The 17,475-nt window shown below is 60.9% G+C and carries 15 protein-coding genes; all 15 read right to left on the reverse strand.

Features of this window, described 5'->3' with window-relative positions; all coding sequences use genetic code 11:
- Positions 1 to 5 precede the first annotated feature (5 nt).
- On the reverse strand, positions 6 to 911 hold the full coding sequence (locus DARO_RS17845; RefSeq protein ID WP_011289221.1) for a D-alanine--D-alanine ligase: 906 nt from the start codon (positions 909 to 911) through the stop codon (positions 6 to 8).
- Positions 908 to 2,299, reverse strand: a complete 1,392-nt coding sequence (gene murC, locus DARO_RS17850; RefSeq protein WP_011289222.1) for a UDP-N-acetylmuramate--L-alanine ligase — start codon at positions 2,297 to 2,299, stop codon at positions 908 to 910. Before murC ends, DARO_RS17845 begins: the two co-directional genes overlap by 4 nt.
- Positions 2,296 to 3,354 (reverse strand): undecaprenyldiphospho-muramoylpentapeptide beta-N-acetylglucosaminyltransferase, encoded by a 1,059-nt coding sequence (gene murG / locus DARO_RS17855; RefSeq protein ID WP_011289223.1) that lies wholly within the window; start codon positions 3,352 to 3,354, stop codon positions 2,296 to 2,298. Before murG ends, murC begins: the two co-directional genes overlap by 4 nt.
- Positions 3,351 to 4,514: a putative lipid II flippase FtsW gene (ftsW, locus tag DARO_RS17860; protein ID WP_011289224.1), complete on the reverse strand. Its 1,164-nt coding sequence runs from the start codon at positions 4,512 to 4,514 to the stop codon at positions 3,351 to 3,353. Before ftsW ends, murG begins: the two co-directional genes overlap by 4 nt.
- Positions 4,511 to 5,863 carry a UDP-N-acetylmuramoyl-L-alanine--D-glutamate ligase gene (gene murD, locus DARO_RS17865; protein ID WP_011289225.1) on the reverse strand — a complete coding sequence of 451 codons (1,353 nt, stop codon included), beginning with the start codon at positions 5,861 to 5,863 and terminating at the stop codon, positions 4,511 to 4,513. The genes ftsW and murD overlap by 4 nt, the downstream gene beginning before the upstream one ends.
- Positions 5,864 to 6,967 carry a phospho-N-acetylmuramoyl-pentapeptide-transferase gene (mraY, locus tag DARO_RS17870; protein ID WP_011289226.1) on the reverse strand — a complete coding sequence of 368 codons (1,104 nt, stop codon included), beginning with the start codon at positions 6,965 to 6,967 and terminating at the stop codon, positions 5,864 to 5,866.
- A complete protein-coding gene (locus DARO_RS17875; RefSeq protein ID WP_011289227.1) occupies positions 6,967 to 8,337 on the reverse strand; it encodes a UDP-N-acetylmuramoyl-tripeptide--D-alanyl-D-alanine ligase in 1,371 nt (456 codons plus the stop codon). The genes mraY and DARO_RS17875 overlap by 1 nt, the downstream gene beginning before the upstream one ends.
- Positions 8,334 to 9,812 (reverse strand): UDP-N-acetylmuramoyl-L-alanyl-D-glutamate--2,6-diaminopimelate ligase, encoded by a 1,479-nt coding sequence (locus DARO_RS17880; protein ID WP_011289228.1) that lies wholly within the window; start codon positions 9,810 to 9,812, stop codon positions 8,334 to 8,336. Before DARO_RS17880 ends, DARO_RS17875 begins: the two co-directional genes overlap by 4 nt.
- Positions 9,809 to 11,557 (reverse strand): peptidoglycan D,D-transpeptidase FtsI family protein, encoded by a 1,749-nt coding sequence (locus tag DARO_RS17885; RefSeq protein ID WP_011289229.1) that lies wholly within the window; start codon positions 11,555 to 11,557, stop codon positions 9,809 to 9,811. The genes DARO_RS17880 and DARO_RS17885 overlap by 4 nt, the downstream gene beginning before the upstream one ends.
- Positions 11,557 to 11,841, reverse strand: a complete 285-nt coding sequence (gene ftsL, locus DARO_RS17890) for a cell division protein FtsL (protein WP_011289230.1) — start codon at positions 11,839 to 11,841, stop codon at positions 11,557 to 11,559. Before ftsL ends, DARO_RS17885 begins: the two co-directional genes overlap by 1 nt.
- Entirely contained in the window at positions 11,842 to 12,768 is a 927-nt protein-coding gene (gene rsmH / locus DARO_RS17895; RefSeq protein WP_011289231.1) for a 16S rRNA (cytosine(1402)-N(4))-methyltransferase RsmH, read from the reverse strand.
- Positions 12,765 to 13,211: a division/cell wall cluster transcriptional repressor MraZ gene (mraZ, locus tag DARO_RS17900; RefSeq protein WP_011289232.1), complete on the reverse strand. Its 447-nt coding sequence runs from the start codon at positions 13,209 to 13,211 to the stop codon at positions 12,765 to 12,767. Before mraZ ends, rsmH begins: the two co-directional genes overlap by 4 nt.
- Before the next feature lie 307 nt (positions 13,212 to 13,518).
- Positions 13,519 to 15,435, reverse strand: a complete 1,917-nt coding sequence (locus DARO_RS17905) for a diguanylate cyclase (protein ID WP_011289233.1) — start codon at positions 15,433 to 15,435, stop codon at positions 13,519 to 13,521.
- A 131-nt stretch (positions 15,436 to 15,566) separates the two neighbouring features.
- On the reverse strand, positions 15,567 to 16,268 hold the full coding sequence (locus DARO_RS17910) for a DsbC family protein (protein ID WP_011289234.1): 702 nt from the start codon (positions 16,266 to 16,268) through the stop codon (positions 15,567 to 15,569).
- Between the two features lie 9 nt (positions 16,269 to 16,277).
- On the reverse strand, positions 16,278 to 17,441 hold the full coding sequence (locus tag DARO_RS17915; RefSeq protein ID WP_011289235.1) for a UbiH/UbiF family hydroxylase: 1,164 nt from the start codon (positions 17,439 to 17,441) through the stop codon (positions 16,278 to 16,280).
- Positions 17,442 to 17,475: the final 34 nt, after the last annotated feature.

A 17,475-nucleotide genomic window follows, 5' to 3' on the forward strand; every position in this document is an offset into this window, starting at 1 on the left:
TTGCCTCAGTCGTTGGCAGCCAGTTCGAGGACGCGACGAACCAGCGTCGGGTAGTCCATGCCGTTCACCCGCGCCGCCATCGGCACCAGCGAATGGTCGGTCATGCCCGGCGCGGTGTTCACTTCCAGGAAGTAATACTTGCCGTCCTCGTCCATCAGGAAATCGACCCGGCCCCAGCCACGGCCGCCCAGAATGCGGAAGGCTTCCAGTGCGCCTTTGCGGATTTCCATTTCCTTGGCTTCCGGCAGGCCGCACGGACACAGGTAACGCGTATCGTCGCGGTTGTACTTGGCTTCGTAGTCGTACCACTCGGTGGCCGGCTCGATCTTGATGATCGGCATGGCTTCGTCGCCAATGATGCCGACCGTGTATTCGCCACCCATGACGCCCTTTTCGGCGATGACCAGCGGATCGTGCCGGGCAGCTTCTTCGTAGGCGGCCTTCAGGGCGCCGCGCTCCTTGACCTTGGTCACGCCGATCGACGAGCCTTCGCGGGCCGGCTTGACGAACAGAGGCAGACCGAGTTCTTCCTCAATGTCGGCAAAGTCGGAATCGGCCGTCAGCAGGGCATATTCGGGAATGGCCAGACCGGCCGCCCGCCACATCAGCTTGGTGCGGAACTTGTCCATGGCCAGCGCCGAGGCGAGCACGCCAGAGCCGGTGTAGGGAATGTGCATGACTTCCAGCGCGCCCTGGATGGTGCCATCTTCGCCGTGGCGACCATGCAGTGCGATGAAGGCGCGGTCGTAGCCCTTCAGCGCATCAAGCGGCTGCTCGGCCGGATCGAAGGCGTGGGCGTCGATGCCCTGCCCTTGCAATGCGGCCAACACGCGCGAACCGCTGTTCAGGGAGACCTCGCGCTCGGCGGATGTTCCGCCAAAGAGGACTGCAACTTTTCCGAAACTGCTCATTTGAACTCCGCTACCTTGCCCGGCACTGCACCGATCGAACCGGCGCCCATGCACAACACCACATCGCCATCGCGGGCGACATCCATAATCGTCTGCGGCATGGCCGCGATATCCTCAACAAACACGGGCTCAACCTTGCCACTCACCCGCAGCGCACGGGCCAGCGAACGGCCGTCGGCAGCAACAATCGGCGCCTCGCCGGCAGCGTAGATCTCGGCCAGGCAGAGCGCATCGACGGTGCTCAGCACCTTGACGAAGTCTTCAAAGCAGTCGCGGGTCCGCGTGTAACGGTGCGGCTGGAAAGCCAGCACCAGGCGGCGGCCGGGGAAGGCGCCACGGGCGGCGGCCAGCGTCGCAGCCATTTCAACCGGGTGATGGCCGTAGTCATCGACCAGTGTGAAAGAACCACCAGCCGGCAGCGCCACTTCGCCGTAGCGCTGGAAGCGGCGGCCGACGCCCTTGAATTCGGCCAGCGCCTTGACGATGGCGGCATCAGAGACCTGCACTTCGGTGGCCACGGCGATGGCGGCCAGGGCGTTGAGGACATTGTGCATGCCCGGCGTGTTCAGCGTGATCGACAGCCGCGAGGTCGTACCATTGACGCGCACGCAGTCGAAACGCATTTGACCGTTGTCGGCGACGATATTCTCGGCGTGGAAATTACATTCATTCGACAGGCCGTAGGTGATGATCTGCTTCGGCACACGCGGCAGGATGTCGCGGATATTGGCGTCGTCGCCACAAACCACGGCCACACCGTAGAACGGCAGACGGTTCAGGAAATCGACGAAGGCGGATTTCAGACGCTCGAAATCGTGGCCGTAGGTTTCCATGTGGTCGGCGTCGATATTGGTAACCACCGAAATGACTGGCGACAGGAACAGGAAGGAGGCATCGGACTCGTCGGCCTCGGCCACCAGGAAATCACCGCTGCCAAGACGGGCGTTGGCGCCGGCTGCATTCAGGCGACCGCCGATCACGAAAGTCGGATCAATGCCGCCTTCGGCCAGGATGCTGGTCACCAGGCTGGTCGTCGTCGTCTTGCCGTGGGTGCCGGCAATGGCGATGCCGCTCTTCAGGCGCATCAGCTCAGCCAGCATCTGGGCGCGCGGCACAACCGGAATCTTGCGTTCGCGGGCAGCAATCACTTCCGGATTGTCAGCCTTGACCGCGGTCGAGATCACCACGGCATCCGCGCCGGCAATGTTTTCAGCGGCATGGCCAACCGTCACCTTGACGCCCTCGCCTTCGAGTCGGCGGGTCGTCGCGCTGGCCGCCAGATCGGAACCGGTGACCGTGAAGTCGAGGTGAGCCAACACTTCGGCAATGCCGCTCATGCCCGAGCCGCCGACGCCGACGAAGTGGATGTGTTTGACCTTGTGTTTCATTTAGCAATTTCCGAACAAATTTGGGCCACAGCTTCGGTGGCATCGGGTTTCGCCAAGCTACGGGCCTTTTCGGCCATTTCCAGCAGCTGGCTACGGGAGTAATTGCGGATCAAGGCAATGGCATCCGGCGTCAGCTCGGTCTGCGGCAGCAGGAAAGCGCCGCCAGCGTGAACCAGGAATTTGGCGTTGCCGGTTTGGTGGTCATCAACGGCATGCGGGAAGGGGACCAGGATGCTGGCCACGCCGGCCGCCGCCAACTCGGCAATCGTTAGCGCACCAGCGCGGCAGATGACCAGATCGGCCCACTCGTAGGCGCCAGCCATGTCTTCGACGAACGAAACACAGTGCGCCTGGACACCGACGGCAGCGTAGTTGGCCTTCAGGGCTTCGATATGCTTTTCGCCTGCCTGATGGACAATTTGCGGTTGATCGCTTTCGCCGAGCAGCGCCATTGCCTGCGGCACCATTTCGTTCAGTACCTGAGCACCGAGGCTGCCGCCAATGACCAGCAGGCGCAAGGCGCCGGTCCGCTCGGCAAAACGCTCGGCGGGCGCAGCAATCGCTGCGATCTCTGGACGCACCGGATTGCCAACCCAGGTGCCGTTCTTGATCACGTCCGGGAAGCCGGTCACGATGCGGTCAGCCACACTGGCCAGCACGCGATTGGCCAGCCCGGCCACCGAGTTCTGTTCGTGCAGCACCAGCGGCACGCCAGTCAGAGCGGCCATCATGCCCCCCGGGAAGGTGATGTAGCCGCCCATGCCAAGCACGACGTTCGGCTTGACCTGGCGGATGGCCTTCAGCCCTTGCCAGAAGCCACGCAGCAGATTGACCGGCAGCAGCAGCTTGCGCAGAATGCCTTTACCGCGCAGGGCACTGAACTTGATCCACACCATTTCAAAACCGTGCTGCGGCACCAGCCTGGCTTCCATGCCTTCCGGATTGCCCAGCCAGACGACACGCCAGCCGGCATCGCGCAATTTATGGGCAACCGCCAGGGCCGGAAAGATGTGGCCACCAGTACCGCCCGCCATGACCAGAATGGTTTTGCTCATAGCTTGCCACCCCGCATCAATTGACGATTCTCCCAGTCGACCCGCAGCAGAATCGCCAGCGCCACACAGTTGGCCAGGATGCCCGAGCCGCCGAAGCTCATCAGCGGCAGGGTCAGTCCCTTGGTCGGCAGCAGGCCCATGTTGACGCCCATGTTGATGAAGGACTGAACGCCGAACCAGATCCCCATGCCCATGGCGACCAGTGCCGGATAGAGGCGGTCGAGCTGCACGCATTGGCGGCCGATAGCGAAGGCGCGCTGGACGACCAGCGCAAACAGGGCGATCACCGCGACGACGCCGAAGAAACCCAGTTCCTCGGCAATGACGGCAAGCAGGAAGTCGGTATGCGCTTCCGGCAGGTAAAACAGTTTTTCGACGCTGGCACCGAGACCCACACCGAACAATTCACCCCGGCCGAAGGCGATCAGCGAATGCGACAACTGGTAGCCTCGGCCGAACGCATCGGCCCATGGGTCCATGAAACCGAACACCCGGTCACGCCGGTAGGGGGAGACGATGATCATCACCGTGAAGGCAATCAACAGGCCGACGATCAGCATGGCGAACAGCCGGGCCTTGAGGCCGCCGAGGAAGAGAATGCCCATGGCGATCGAGATGATCACGACGAAGGCGCCGAAGTCCGGCTCTTTCAGCAGCAACATACCGACGATGGCCATGGCGCCGAACATCGGCAGGAAAGCCTGCTTCAAGTCGTGCATGACGTTGATCTTGCGCACCGTGTAATCGGCGGCATAGAGCACGGCGAACATCTTCATCAGCTCGGACGGCTGCAGATTGGCAAAGCCGAGCGGCAGCCAGCGGCGGGCGCCATTGACGTCACGACCAAGACCTGGAATCAGCACGATGGCGAGCAGCGCGACGCCGATCATGAACAGGTAGGGCGAGTATTTCTGCCACAGCGACAGCGGCACCTGGAAGGCCACGGCAGCGGCGACCAGGCCGATACACAAGAAGACGCCCTGGCGAATCAAAAAGTAGGCCGGTTGATGGCCGGTGGCCCGCCCGCCCTCGGCAATGGCAATCGAGGCTGAATAGACGAACACCATGCCGGCAAACAGCAGGATCAGCACGCTCCACAGCAGCGCGTAGTCGATCTCGGCCACTTGGCGGCGCGGGGCGTCGAGGGCGCCGATCATCATGATTTCAGCCCCTCCACCGCGTCGATGAAGGCCTGGGCGCGATGCGCGTAGTTGCGGTACATGTCGAGACTGGCGCAGGCCGGCGAGAGCAGCACGCAGTCGCCAGCTTGGGCTTGCGCCGCCAGCCAGAGCACGGCAGCTTCCATATCGCCCAGAATCCGGGTTGGCACGCCGCTGCCTTCGAGCGCCATGCCGATGGCGGCAGCATCACGGCCGATCAGCGCCACAGCACGACCGTGCTTTTCCAGCGCTGGCTTGAGCGGCGAGAAATCCTGCCCCTTGCCGTCGCCGCCGAGGACGATCGCAACTTTGCGGCCCATGCCTTCGATGGCCGCCAGGGTGGCGCCGACATTGGTACCCTTGGAGTCATCAACGTAGAGCACGCCGCCGATTTCAGCGACAGTTTCGACCCGGTGCGGCAGGCCGGAGAAGCCCTTCAGTGGCTCAATCAGGCGGAGCGGATCGACGCCGATGGCCTCACACAGCGCCAGTGCGGCCATGGCATTGGCGGCATTGTGCAAACCGGACAGCTTCAGGGCATCGATCGCGACCAGCTTGTCCTTGCCGCGCCAGATAGCGCCATCGGCGTAGCCGTAATCGACACCACGCGGTGCGGCATTCAGGCCAAAAGTCACCATCTTGCGGCCGCAACGGCCATTGGCCATCGACCAGTCGTCATCACGGTTCAGTACCATCACGCCCTTGCCCTGAAAAACTCGTGACTTGGCGGCGGCGTAGTTGGCCAGGCTGCCCTCGTAGCGGTCGAGATGATCTTCCGAGACGTTGAGGACAGTCGCGGCAGCGGCATTCAGGTGATGCGTCGTTTCGAGCTGGAAGCTGGACAGTTCGACAACCCAGACTTGCGGCAAAGCGCCGGCATCCTGGGCGTCCATCAGCGCATCAAGCGCCGACGGAGAAATGTTGCCGCAGGCGATAGCCGGTACGCCAGCACCGTTGAGCAGATGGGCGGTCAGCGCCGTGGTCGTGGTCTTGCCGTTGCTGCCGGTGATGGCGATGATTTGTGAATTCGGCACCTGTTCGCGCACGCCGTCAGCGAACAGTTCGATTTCGGAAATCAACGGTATCTCAAGCGCGGCAATCTCTGGCGTCGCCTTGGGCACGCCCGGCGACAGCGCGACGAAATCGGCACCGGCGAAAGTGGCCTCGGCAAAGGCACCGGCCACCAGTTCAGCCCCTGGTGCGACGCGCTGCAGCGCGTCAATATTCGGCGGGTTGTCGCGCGAGTCGGCAACGCGGACGAGCGCGCCCTGGCGATGCAGCCACTTGGCCATCGCCAGTCCGGACTCACCGAGTCCGACGACCAGAACGCGTTTGCCCTTGAGTTCCATTTAGCGCAGCTTCAAGGTAGAGAGCCCGATCAGCACGAGCATGATGGTGATGATCCAGAAACGGACGACGACCTGCGTCTCCTTCCAGCCGGTTTGTTCGAAGTGATGGTGCAGCGGCGCCATGCGCAGGATGCGCCGGCCCTCGCCGTACTTCCGCTTGGTGTATTTGAAGTAGCCGACCTGCAGCATCACCGACAGGGTTTCGATCACGAAGACGCCGCCCATGATCAGCAGCACGATTTCCTGACGAACAATCACGGCAACAGTGCCGAGCGCCGCGCCCAAGGCGAGCGCGCCGACGTCACCCATGAACACTTCAGCCGGATAGGCGTTGAACCACAGGAAGCCGAGCCCCGCCCCGGCGATGGCGCCAAGGAAAATGCACAGTTCGCCGGCGCCCGGAACGTAGGGGATCAACAGGTACTTGGCGTAGACCGCGTGGCCGGTCACATAGGCGATCAGCGCGAAGGCGGCGGCAATCATCACCGTCGGCATGATGGCCAGACCATCCAGACCGTCGGTCAGGTTCACCGCGTTGCTGGTGCCGACGATGACGAAATAGGTCAGCGTGATGAAGCCGATGACGCCCAGCGGATAGGCCATCGTCTTGAAGAAGGGGATGATCAACTCGGTCTGCGCCGGACTCTTGGCCGAGAAGGCGATGAACAGCGCGGCGCCGATACCGAGCACCGACTGCCAGAAGAATTTCCAGCGGCTGGCCAGCCCGTTCGGATCGCGATAGACGACCTTCTTCCAGTCGTCGTACCAGCCGACGATGCCGTAGCCGAGCGTAACGACCAGCACGGTCCACACATACTTGTTGGTCAGATCCCCCCACAGCAGGGTCGTGATGCCGATGGCGATCAGGATCAGGACGCCCCCCATGGTCGGGGTTCCGGACTTGACCAAATGGGTTTGCGGGCCATCATTGCGCACCGCCTGGCCGATTTTCTTGGCCGCCAGCCAGCGGATGACGGCCGGCCCGGCAGCCAGCGACAGCAACAGCGCGGTCATCGCAGCGAGTACGGCACGCAGCGTGATGTAGTTGAAGACGTTGAAAAAGCGAACGTCCTGGGCGAGCCATTGGGCAAGAGCCAGCAGCATCAGTGTTTCTCCTCGGGAGCGACGGGTGCTGCCAGAGCATCGGCCACCCGTTCCATTTTCATGAAGCGCGAGCCCTTCACCAACACGGTGGTTTCCGGGCCCAATTCCTTGTCGACAGCAGCAATCAGCTTGTCGACGTTGCAGTAATGCTTGGCCCCTTCGCCGAAGTTACGCACAGCCTGCTGCGCTGCCTCGCCCAGCGCGAACAGGCGGTCGATGCCCTGGCTCTTGGCGTAGCCGCCGATTTCGTCGTGATACTGGCCGCTGGCTTCGCCGATTTCCCCCATGTCGCCGAGGACGAGCAGTTTGCGGCCGATGGTCGCGGCCAGCACATCGATACCAGCCCGAACCGAATCAGGATTGGCGTTGTAGGTGTCATCGAGGATCTCGGCGCCCTGCTTGCCGGTACGGCGCTGCAAGCGCCCTTTGACCCCCGAGAAGGCTTCCAGGCCGGCGATCACGGCAACCATCGGAATACCGGCGGCGAGACACGCAGCGGCAGCTGCCACGGCATTGCGGGCGTTATGACGCCCCGGAATCGACAGGATCAGCGCGGCGTCACCTTCCGGCGCTGATAGCTCGAGGCCGATCTCAAGGCCGTGCTGACGAACCTTGGCGCTGACGTCTGCCGCATTATCGATACCAAAAGTCCGTACCGGACGGCCGCCGGCCATGCCACGCCACAGTCCGGCATAGGCATCGTCGGCATTGATCACCGCCACGCCATTCGCCGGCAGACCGAGGAAGATGGAACCCTTCTCGCGGGCGACTTCGTCCAGATCGCCCATGCCTTCGAGGTGCGCCCGCTGGGCATTGGTGATCAGGGCCACGGTCGGAGCCCCGATCGGCGCCAGATAGCCGATCTCACCGGGGTGATTCATGCCCATCTCGATCACCGCGGCGCGGTGCGAGGCGCGCAGGCCGAGCAAGGTCAGCGGCAGACCGATGTCATTGTTCAGATTACCCCGGGTTGACAGCACCGCAGCACCGAAGGCGGCCTTCAGAATAGCGGCCACCATTTCCTTGGTCGTCGTCTTGCCATTCGACCCTGTCACGGCGATCACCGGCAGATTGAATTTCGCGCGCCAGGCGGCGGCCAAACGCCCCAAGGCCAGCCGCGTGTCGTCAACGACGACGGCGGGAACCCCGGTCGGCACCTTGCTTTCATCAGCCACCATCAACGCCGTTGCACCAGCGGCAATGGCCGGAGCCAAAAAGTCGTGGGCGTCGAAATTCTCACCGGCCAGCGCGATGAACAATTGACCTTCGGTAATCGCCCGCGTATCGGTCGATACGCCGTCAATCGACACGTCGGCACCAATCAGGCGCCCCTGCACTGCCTGGGCTACTTGCGAGAGCAACCAGTTCATGCTGCCTCCTCCTGTTTGCTGCGCCGCAGGGCCAGCGCCGCTCCGGCCTGTTCGACATCGGAGAATGGCAGCCGAACGCTGCCCATATCCTGATAAGGTTCATGCCCCTTGCCGGCCAGCAGGATCACATCCTGATCACCGGCTTCGAGCACGGCGCGGCGAATGGCAGTTGCCCGATCGGCCTCCACTTCGGCCCGCGTCATGCCACTGGTAATTTCATTGATAATGACGTGCGGCGCTTCGCTGCGCGGGTTGTCGTTGGTCACCAGCACGCGATCAGCCAGGCGCTCGGCAAGCGCCCCCATCTGCGGACGCTTGCCCTTGTCGCGATCACCGCCGCAGCCAAAAACCACCGATAGACGACCGGCTCGCGTTGTCGCTACATCACGCAGCGCGGTCAGGGCATTTTCCAAGGCATCGGGCGTATGAGCATAGTCGACGACGACCAACGGCTCGCCATTGCCCCCCAGCCGTTCCATGCGCCCCGGCGGTGGCGTCAGTTCCGACAAGCGAATCGCCACGTCGGCAGCCGCGAGGCCGGCATCGTGCAGCACCGCAGCCACGGCCAGCAAGTTGGAAATGTTGTAGCGCCCAACCAGCGTTGTATCGACGGCGACCCGACCATTCGGCAAGACCAAGTTAAAGCGCTGCCCGAAGGGCGTATCGACCAGGTTTTCGGCGCGCACCAGCGCCGGGAAATCGCGCCGAGCTTCGCCAATGGCGTACCCGAGAACCCGCATGGCGGTCGTTTCGCGCATCAGATTCAGGCCGAATTCATCGTCCAGGTTGATGATGGCCGTACGCAATCGAGGCCAGTGAAACAGTTTTTCCTTCGCCTCGGCGTAGGCTTCCATCGTGCCGTGATAATCGAGATGATCGCGGGTGAAATTGGTGAAGATGGCGACATCGACGCGCGCCCCGTTCATCCGCCCCTCTTCGATACCGATTGAACTGGCCTCCAAAGCGCAGGCAGCGGCATTCCGGGCGCGGAAGTCAGCCAGATAACGCATCAGGGTCGTCGCTTCCGGCGTCGTGAAGCCGGTTTCGATCAAGGAGTCCGGGAAGCCAGCCCCCAGCGTGCCGATGATCGCGCAGGGCTTCGGGTAGGCCTGGGCAATGCACTGGCTGATCGTCGTCTTGCCGTTGGTGCCGGTAATGGCAATCAGCGACAGGCCTTCGCTCGGGTGGCCATAGACGGCATGGGCCAACGGGCCGGCCAGCGGGCGCAAGGCGGCAACCGGCAGATTGGCCGTGGCCAATGTCGAATCCCAGGAGAAATCGGCGCTCGGTTGCCACAGCACCGCGACCGCGCCGCGCGCCAGTGCATCGCCGATATAGCGGCGCCCATCGGCCATATCGCCGGGGTAAGCCAGGAAGAGATCGCCCGGCTGCACCTGGCGGCTATCATCGGCAACACCGCTTGGCTGGATGCCCATTGCCGCGAGTTGATCAAGGAGTTCGCGCGGTGTGGTCACAGCTTGCCCTTTCCGGAAGCCGCTTCGGCCACCTGAATCGGTGCATCCGGCGGCACACCCAGCGTACGCAAGGCGCCGCCTGCAATCTGCGAAAAAGCCGGACCAGCCACATCGCCACCGTAGTGAGCACCGCCGGACGGCTCGTCGATCATCACGGCAACGACCAGGCGCGGTTCGCCGATCGGTGCAATGCCGACGAAGGAAGCCACGTACTTGCGGGCATAGACGCCGCCTTCGACCTTGTAGGCCGTGCCTGTCTTGCCGCCGACGCGATACCCGGGAACCCGAGCTTTGGGCGCGGTCCCTTCAGGTTGCACGGCCATTTCAAGCATGACGCGCAACTCACGCATGGTCTGCGGCGAGAAAATGCGGGCACCATGGGGCGGCGCATCATCAATTTTGGTCAGCGACAGCGGCATCAGTTCGCCATCACGGGCGAACACGGTGTAGGCGCGAGCCAACTGGATCAGGCTGACGGAAATGCCGTGGCCGTAGGACATCGTCGCCTGCTCGATCGGGCGCCAGTTCTTCCACGGCCGCAGGCGGCCATTGACCTCCCCCGGAAAACCCAGATTGGGCGCCTGACCAAAGCCCAGGCTGTCGAACAGCTCCCACATTTCCTGGGGCGAAAAACCGAGCGCGATCTTGGCGGTACCGACGTTGGAAGACTTCTGGATGATTTCGGCCACGCTCAGCGCACCGTGCGGGTGAGCATCGGAAATTGTTGCAGAACCAATGGTCAACCGACCCGGGGCGGTGTTGATTACGGTGTCGAAACGTACCTTGCCTTTTTCCAGTGCCAGCGCTGCCGTAAACGGCTTCATCACCGATCCCGGTTCGAAGGTGTCGGTGATGGCACGGTTCCGCAATTGCGCCCCGGAAAGGCGCTCGCGGTTGTTCGGGTTATAGGTCGGCCAATTGGCCAGCGCCAGCACCTCGCCGGTTCTCGCGTCGATCACGATGGCGCCGCCGGCCTTTGCATTATTGGTCTCAACTGCGTTTTTCAGCTGGCTGTAGGCCAGATATTGAATTTTGGAATCGAGCGCCAGACGGACGTCCTTGCCATCCTGCGGCGGCTTGGTCGCGCCAACATCCTCGACAATGCTGCCGCGGCGATCACGAATCACCGTCCGGCTCCCCGGGTGCCCGAACAGGCTGTTCTGGAAAGCCAGTTCGACCCCCTCCAGGCCTTTGTCGTCAACACCGGTAAAACCGACGATGTGGGCGGTCATGTCACCGGTCGGATAGAAGCGGCGATATTCCTTTTCCTGGTGAACCCCCGGAAATTTGATGGCGGCAATACGGTCGGCCGTTTCCGGTGAAACCTGACGCTTCACATACGTAAACGTCTTGTCAGAGGCGAGCTTGCCATCGAGCTCACGCACATTCATGTCGAGCATTTCGGCCAACTGACGCTTCTGCGAGACATTCATCGTCCGCGCATCGCCCGGAATGGCCCAGATCGACTTCATCGGCGTCGACACCGCCAGCATGTCGCCGTTGCGGTCGACGATCTTGCCGCGCGAGGCAGAAATCTCGATATCCCGGCGGTAGCGGGAATCGCCCTTTTCTTGGAGAAAATCGTTATGGATCACTTGCAGGTAAAAGCCGCGCGCGACCAGCGTCAGGAACGCCGCCATCAGCAGCAAGCCCACCGTGCGCGAGCGCCAGCCCTGGAGTGCCAGCTGCAACACCGGACTTTCAGTAAAGCGATGACCACGCTGCGGACGGCGCCGAACGACCATCAGCGAGCCCCTTTCTTGGCCGGTGCCTGAGCCTGGATCACCCGACCCACCGCATCCGGCGTCACCATGTGCAGACGATCACGGGCAATCTTCTCGATCCGGGGATGGGTTGCCCAAGTCGACATTTCGAGCTGCAACTGGCCGTACTCCACATCCAGCTGGCGCACCCGCTCCTGCTCCGCCTCCAGAGCCTGGAAAAGCTTGCGCGCGCGGTGCTGGGAGGTCACCACACCCAACGCACAAACAACAACGGCCAAAAGAAGGATCATGTTGAATCGGAGCATTTACAGCTTCTCGGCAATGCGCATGACAGCACTGCGCGCCCGAGGATTGGCATCAATTTCGGCAGCGGAAGGCTTGATTGGCCTGCCAACCAGACGCAGCTTGGGCTTGGGCAATTGGTCGGCCCGCAAGGGCAGACTCTTGGGCATCGCGTCGGCGATCGACTGGTCGCGCATGAAGTTCTTGACGATGCGGTCTTCCAGCGAATGGAAGGAAATCACTACCAGTCGGCCACCCGGCTTGAGCAGCTCAAGCGCCTGCGGCAGGGCTACCTCCAGCTGGCGGAGCTCTTGATTGATATGAATCCGTAGAGCTTGAAAGCTGCGCGTCGCCGGGTCCTGCCCTGGCTCACGGGTGCGCACGGTCTCGCGTACAAGGGCCGCGAACTGACCTGTTGTGACAATTGGTTGTTCGAGCCGAGCAGCCACAACCTTCTTTGCAATCTGGAAAGCAAACCGTTCTTCGCCATAGTTTCTAATAACCTCCGTTATGTCTCTTATCTCGGCCCGCGCCAGCCACTCGGCCGCCGTCTCGCCCTGCGTCGTATCCATACGCATGTCGAGCGGCGCGTCGTAGCGAAAACTGAAGCCGCGCTCCCCGTCGTCGATTTGCGGCGACGACACCCCCACATCAAACAAAACGCCATCTACATCGCGAATCCCAGCCTCATCGGCTGCCTCGGCAAGCTCACCGAAAGCGCGATGCACCAGCAAAAAACGGGAATCATCAATTTCCGCACCCGCCGCAATGGCTTGCGGGTCACGGTCAACCGCCACCAGGCGGCCGTTCTGATTTAGCTCGGAAAGAATCCGGCGGCTGTGACCACCGCGCCCGAAGGTAGCGTCAACGTAGACACCGTCGGCTTTGATCGCCAGGGCACCCACCGCCTCTTCGAGCAGCACCGTCACATGGGCGGTACTGCGGGTCACAGGACAAGGTCTCCAAAGCCCGGCGGAAGATCGCCGGACAGCGCCTCCGCTGCCAGGTCATTCTGCTGCTTCCAGCCCGCCTCGCTCCAGATTTCGAAGTGCGTTCCCATGCCGACCAGGTAGACGGTTTTTTCAAACTTGGCGTACTCGCGCAATTCAGGAGCGATCAGGATGCGGCCAGCAGAATCAGGTTCCTCGGTGCGGGCATTACCAACCAGCACGCGCTTGATCGAAGCCGCCCGTGGATCAAGGCTGGATGCCTTGAGGATCTGGTCGCGAATCGGCTGCCAGGCCGGCGACGGGTAAAGCAGCAGACAGCGATGCGGATGCGCAGTCAGGACCAGCGAACCTTCACTGGCGGCGAGCAGGGCGTCACGGTGCCTTGCCGGTATGGCAAGCCGTCCCTTCGCATCCAGATTCAGTGCTGCTGCGCCTTCAAACATCCCTCGCCTCGCTCCCCGTTTACCCACTTTTCAACACGTTTACCCACTTTAGAGGAACATCCCCGCACAGTCAATAGTGGATTTACGGTTTTTTTCTTATGCAACAAGGACTTACGAAGACTTTTCTCGACGAATTTCGAGTCAAATTTCCCTTAAAAATCAATACAAGGAAATAGAGACTTAAAGTGACTTATAAGGAGTTGGCTTAAGCCAAAAACGCACCTCGGCCGATCATGCCGACGTGGTAAAAAGTGGAATGAAACGAGGGGGGCTTCCCGAATCCAGCCCCAAGCCAGTCACTGCCAGATCAGTCGAAAAAGACGGATACCTGGTTGCGACCTTCGTTCTTGGCCCGGTAGAGCGCCTGATCGGCGCAACGCGTCAGGTCGTCCGGGGTTTTGCCATGCTCTGGATAAGCAGCAACCCCCAGCGATATTGTGAAGGTAATCTGGAAATTGCCATGCTTTACCGATAGCGCCTCGACGGCACTCCGCCACCCTTGGGCACGCAGCATCGTTGTTTCAAGCGGCATATTGGGCAGCAAGATCAGGAACTCCTCACCACCGTAGCGGCAAGCGACGTCCTCAGCCCGAATGTCGGCCGACAGGGTCGAGGCAAGGATACGCAACACTTCATCGCCGACCTGGTGTCCGTAGGTATCGTTTACCTGCTTGAAATGGTCGATATCCAACATCACCAAAGAGAGTGGAATGCCTTCACGACGAGCCCGGGAAACTTCTCGCTCCAGGGTTTCGTCGAGATAGCGCCGGTTGTACAAGCCAGTCAGGCTGTCGCGCACCGCCAACTCCTGCAGCGCCACCTGCAAGCGCCCAATTTCTTCAATACGCGCATGCAACTGACGGTTGGTTTCCCGCAAGGCACTTTCTACAGCCTTGCGCTCGCTGACATTGCGCGTAATGCCAAGAATCGTTTGCGCCACACCATCCGCATCCAGCAGGTAACTGGAAACCACTTCCGTTGTAATGACCTCACCGTCCTTACGCACCTGTTCCAGTTCACTGACGACGACGCTGGCCGCCTTGTCACCCGCCGCGATCCGCCGTAGCCGCTGATCAATATCGCGTGCCGCGCGAGCCGCAGAGTCCGGAGTCAGCCGCACATCCAGCGGCTGCCCGACGGTTTCTTCTGGCAAATAACCGGACATTTCCTTAATGGCGGGACTGACGTAGGTATAAGTTCGACTGGGAATATCGAGCGTCCAGATAACGTCATGGCTGTTCTCGGCCAGCATGCGGTAGCGCGCCTCGCTTTCCATCAATCGGCTAGCGGTCAACTCCGCCTCTCGCTCGGCACGCAGAAGGCGGATCAGCAGCAACGATAACGACAGGAAAAGAAGTAACGCCGCCACCCCAGCCATGGCAAAGGTCTGATGCCAGCCAGCCAGGAAATCCGCAGTCGCCAAGCCGGTGGTCACGTACAGCGGGTAGTCGCCGACACGCCTAAATCCATAAATACGCTCGACGCCATCGATTGCCAAGCGAAGCCGGTTAACCCCGAAGCGCTCCCCTGCCGCCAGTCTCATTTGCAGCGGATTGTTCAGCGCCGGCTGATTGAGCAATTCGGGCACAAACGGCCGACGCAGAACCAGCCCCCCGGTATCGATTCGACGCACTGCGACAGCGCCATTTTGACCGATATCGAGCGTCTCCAGCATTTGTGACAGATTCCCAATATCCAGCGGAGCCGCCACCACACCGAGCAAGCCTCCGGCATCGTCGCGTATGGGCAATGCCAACATTAGCGAAGAGCGCCCGGATAGAGGATCGACCTGCACCTCCGAGAAGAAAAGCGACCTGTCCGAGCTCTCGGCAAAGACCTTGAAGTAGCTACGGTCACTCAAGCTTACAGGCGACAGTGAGGCATCCTGCGCATAGAGCAAATTACCTGACGCATCGATAACTCGATAGCCGAGAATCTCCGGAAAGCGTCCAGAGTAATAGGCAAGCTCACTGACAATACCCTGGCGAAAACGAGCACCCGCACCCGGTTTCAGGGCATCGTGAGGCAAGGAAGCAGCGAGATGTTCCAGATCGCCCTGAATCCGCCGTATTATTACCTCCAGACGCCCCACCAGGAGGGCGGAGGCCCCCAGAGCATCCGACTCGGCCTTTCGTTCAGCCTCGTGGCGCCCCTCGTATAGCAAAAAAACCAGCAACGAGGCGACACCGAGCCAGGTCAATGCAAAAAACAGTAGCAGTCGCATCCTGACGGACCTGAAAGTCCGAGCAAAGCGAGCGCAGGAGGATTGTGCGACCATCAGGCAATCACACGCCGGAAGCTCCGACGCGGCAAGCGACAAGCGGCTCGGTCAAATAACGCCCGAGCCCGCCGGCTTTATCTGACCTGACCAAGCTTCTGCTCAATACGCGCCAGCGGCATGGCACCGGGCACGCGCTCACCATCGCCGAAGAACATGGTTGGCGTACCGGTAATATTCAGTTTTCGCCCGAATTCCTGATTCTTGGACAATGCGGAAGTATCGCAATCCTCGCGACCGGCCGGCGCCTTGCCGTCGATCATCCAGTCGTTCCATGTCTTGGCGCGATCAGGCGAACACCAGATCTGCCGGGACTTACGCACCGAATCCTCAGAAAGAATCGGCAGCAAGAAGGTGTAGATCGTGACGTTATCGAGCTTCTGCAACTCCTTGGCCAACCGCTTGCAATAGCCGCAATTAGGATCCTCGAAGGTTGCCATTACCCGCTTGCCATCACCCCGCACCTGCTTGATGGCGCGCTCAAGAGGCAATTCGCCGAACTTGATCGCAGTCAGCTTCTTCATGCGCTCTTCAGTCACGTTTTTCATCGTCTTGCCATCGATCAGCGGACCGACAAGGATTGCCGTTCCCTTCTCATCCGTGTAGACGATATTGCCATCAGCAAAAACTTCATAAAGGCCGAGATAACCAGACTTGGTGACACTCTCCACCTTGGTGCCCAGTTTGGACTCCATCGCTTTCTTGATATCAGCTTCGTCGGCCATGGCTTGCGCCCCGAAAGCAACGGCCAACAGCAAGGGCAACAACTTCTTCAACATTAAATTCTCCTAGAGGGCGCCAAGCGCATAACGCACCAAGGCATTTTTAACGAAAGGCAGGCCATTCGTCACATTAAGACCAAAATTGCGCAAAGGACTCAGCCCAGGCTGAGTTCCCTTGAACAAGCGCCGCAAGCCATCGGTAGTCGTCTGCATAAGCACAGTCTCCTCACGACGAGCGCGCTGATATCGCTGCAGCAAGCGCTCCTGCCCGATATCTTCCCACGGTTGCGTTTTAGCCAGCAGAGAAGCAAGTTCCCGAGCGTCCTGAAAACCAAGATTGATGCCATGCCCGGACAAGGGATGAATACCATGCGCCGCATCCCCAACCAAGGCCAGACGTGGGGCAACTGTCTGCGGCACACGCATCAACCGCAACGAAAAGGCGGCCGGTTGAGTCAGCACCTCCAGCTTCCCCAGAATGCGCTCGCCAGCCTCACTGACCCGCTCACAAAGCAACTCGGGAGATAGCAAACAAAGCTCGTCAGCGTGCACATCTGACGTGGACCACACCATGGAAATATGGTTTCCCGGCAATGGTAAATAGGCCAGCACACCATCATCGCGAAACCATTGAAAAGCAGTATTGCGATGCGACTTCTCGGTAGCAAAGTTAGCCACCACGCCTTTTTCATCGTACGGCGTATTCACCGCCGAAAGACCGGCTGCTACACGCACCCAGGAATCCCGACCATCCGCTCCGACCAGCAAACGAGAAGACAGAACCGTACCGTCGCTCAGCCGCAAAACGGCCGCATCATGCCTAAACTCAAGCTGATCCGGTCGCGCAGGACAAAACAGGGTGAGATTTCCTTGGCGCTTGGCACTTTCCCAGAATTCACAGGCCATCAAGGCCGACTCAAGGATACACCCCAACTCGGAAACGCCGGTTTCAAAAGCCGAGAACTCAAGCCGTCCTCCGCCATCGCCACAAATCTGCATGGCCCGAATTGGTGCAATACGCGTGGCATCCAAGTGCCGCCAAGCACCGATTGATTCAAGGAATGCTACGTTGGCTGGGCTAATGGCATAAATACGCGCATCCCAACCTTCTGGCCGGCGCGGTGGCTGGCTTTCAACCAAGGCGATGCGCAACCGGCTGTCGCGCAGAGCCAAAGCCAAACTGGCTCCAGCCAGGCCGCCACCAACAATAATCAGATCAAACTGCTGCATGCCGGCAATTATGCCGCTTCAAGGAAATGAAACA

Source organism: Dechloromonas aromatica RCB, assembly GCF_000012425.1.

Excerpts from the sequence above, each read along its gene's own strand:
- ftsW (WP_011289224.1), bottom strand. The coding sequence starts at position 4,514 with ATGATGATCGGCGCCCTCGACGCCCCGCGCCGCCAAGTGGCCGAGATC.
- mraY (WP_011289226.1), bottom strand. The coding sequence starts at position 6,967 with ATGCTGCTGGCTCTTGCCCAATGGCTCGCCCAGGACGTTCGCTTTTTC.
- DARO_RS17875 (WP_011289227.1), bottom strand. The coding sequence starts at position 8,337 with ATGAACTGGTTGCTCTCGCAAGTAGCCCAGGCAGTGCAGGGGCGCCTG.
- DARO_RS17905 (WP_011289233.1), bottom strand. The coding sequence starts at position 15,435 with ATGCGACTGCTACTGTTTTTTGCATTGACCTGGCTCGGTGTCGCCTCG.
- DARO_RS17845 (WP_011289221.1), bottom strand. The coding sequence starts at position 911 with ATGAGCAGTTTCGGAAAAGTTGCAGTCCTCTTTGGCGGAACATCCGCC.
- ftsL (WP_011289230.1), bottom strand. The coding sequence starts at position 11,841 with ATGCTCCGATTCAACATGATCCTTCTTTTGGCCGTTGTTGTTTGTGCG.
- mraZ (WP_011289232.1), bottom strand. The coding sequence starts at position 13,211 with ATGTTTGAAGGCGCAGCAGCACTGAATCTGGATGCGAAGGGACGGCTT.
- DARO_RS17915 (WP_011289235.1), bottom strand. The coding sequence starts at position 17,441 with ATGCAGCAGTTTGATCTGATTATTGTTGGTGGCGGCCTGGCTGGAGCC.
- DARO_RS17910 (WP_011289234.1), bottom strand. The coding sequence starts at position 16,268 with ATGTTGAAGAAGTTGTTGCCCTTGCTGTTGGCCGTTGCTTTCGGGGCG.
- murC (WP_011289222.1), bottom strand. The coding sequence starts at position 2,299 with ATGAAACACAAGGTCAAACACATCCACTTCGTCGGCGTCGGCGGCTCG.
- murD (WP_011289225.1), bottom strand. The coding sequence starts at position 5,863 with ATGGAACTCAAGGGCAAACGCGTTCTGGTCGTCGGACTCGGTGAGTCC.
- murG (WP_011289223.1), bottom strand. The coding sequence starts at position 3,354 with ATGAGCAAAACCATTCTGGTCATGGCGGGCGGTACTGGTGGCCACATC.
- DARO_RS17885 (WP_011289229.1), bottom strand. The coding sequence starts at position 11,557 with ATGGTCGTTCGGCGCCGTCCGCAGCGTGGTCATCGCTTTACTGAAAGT.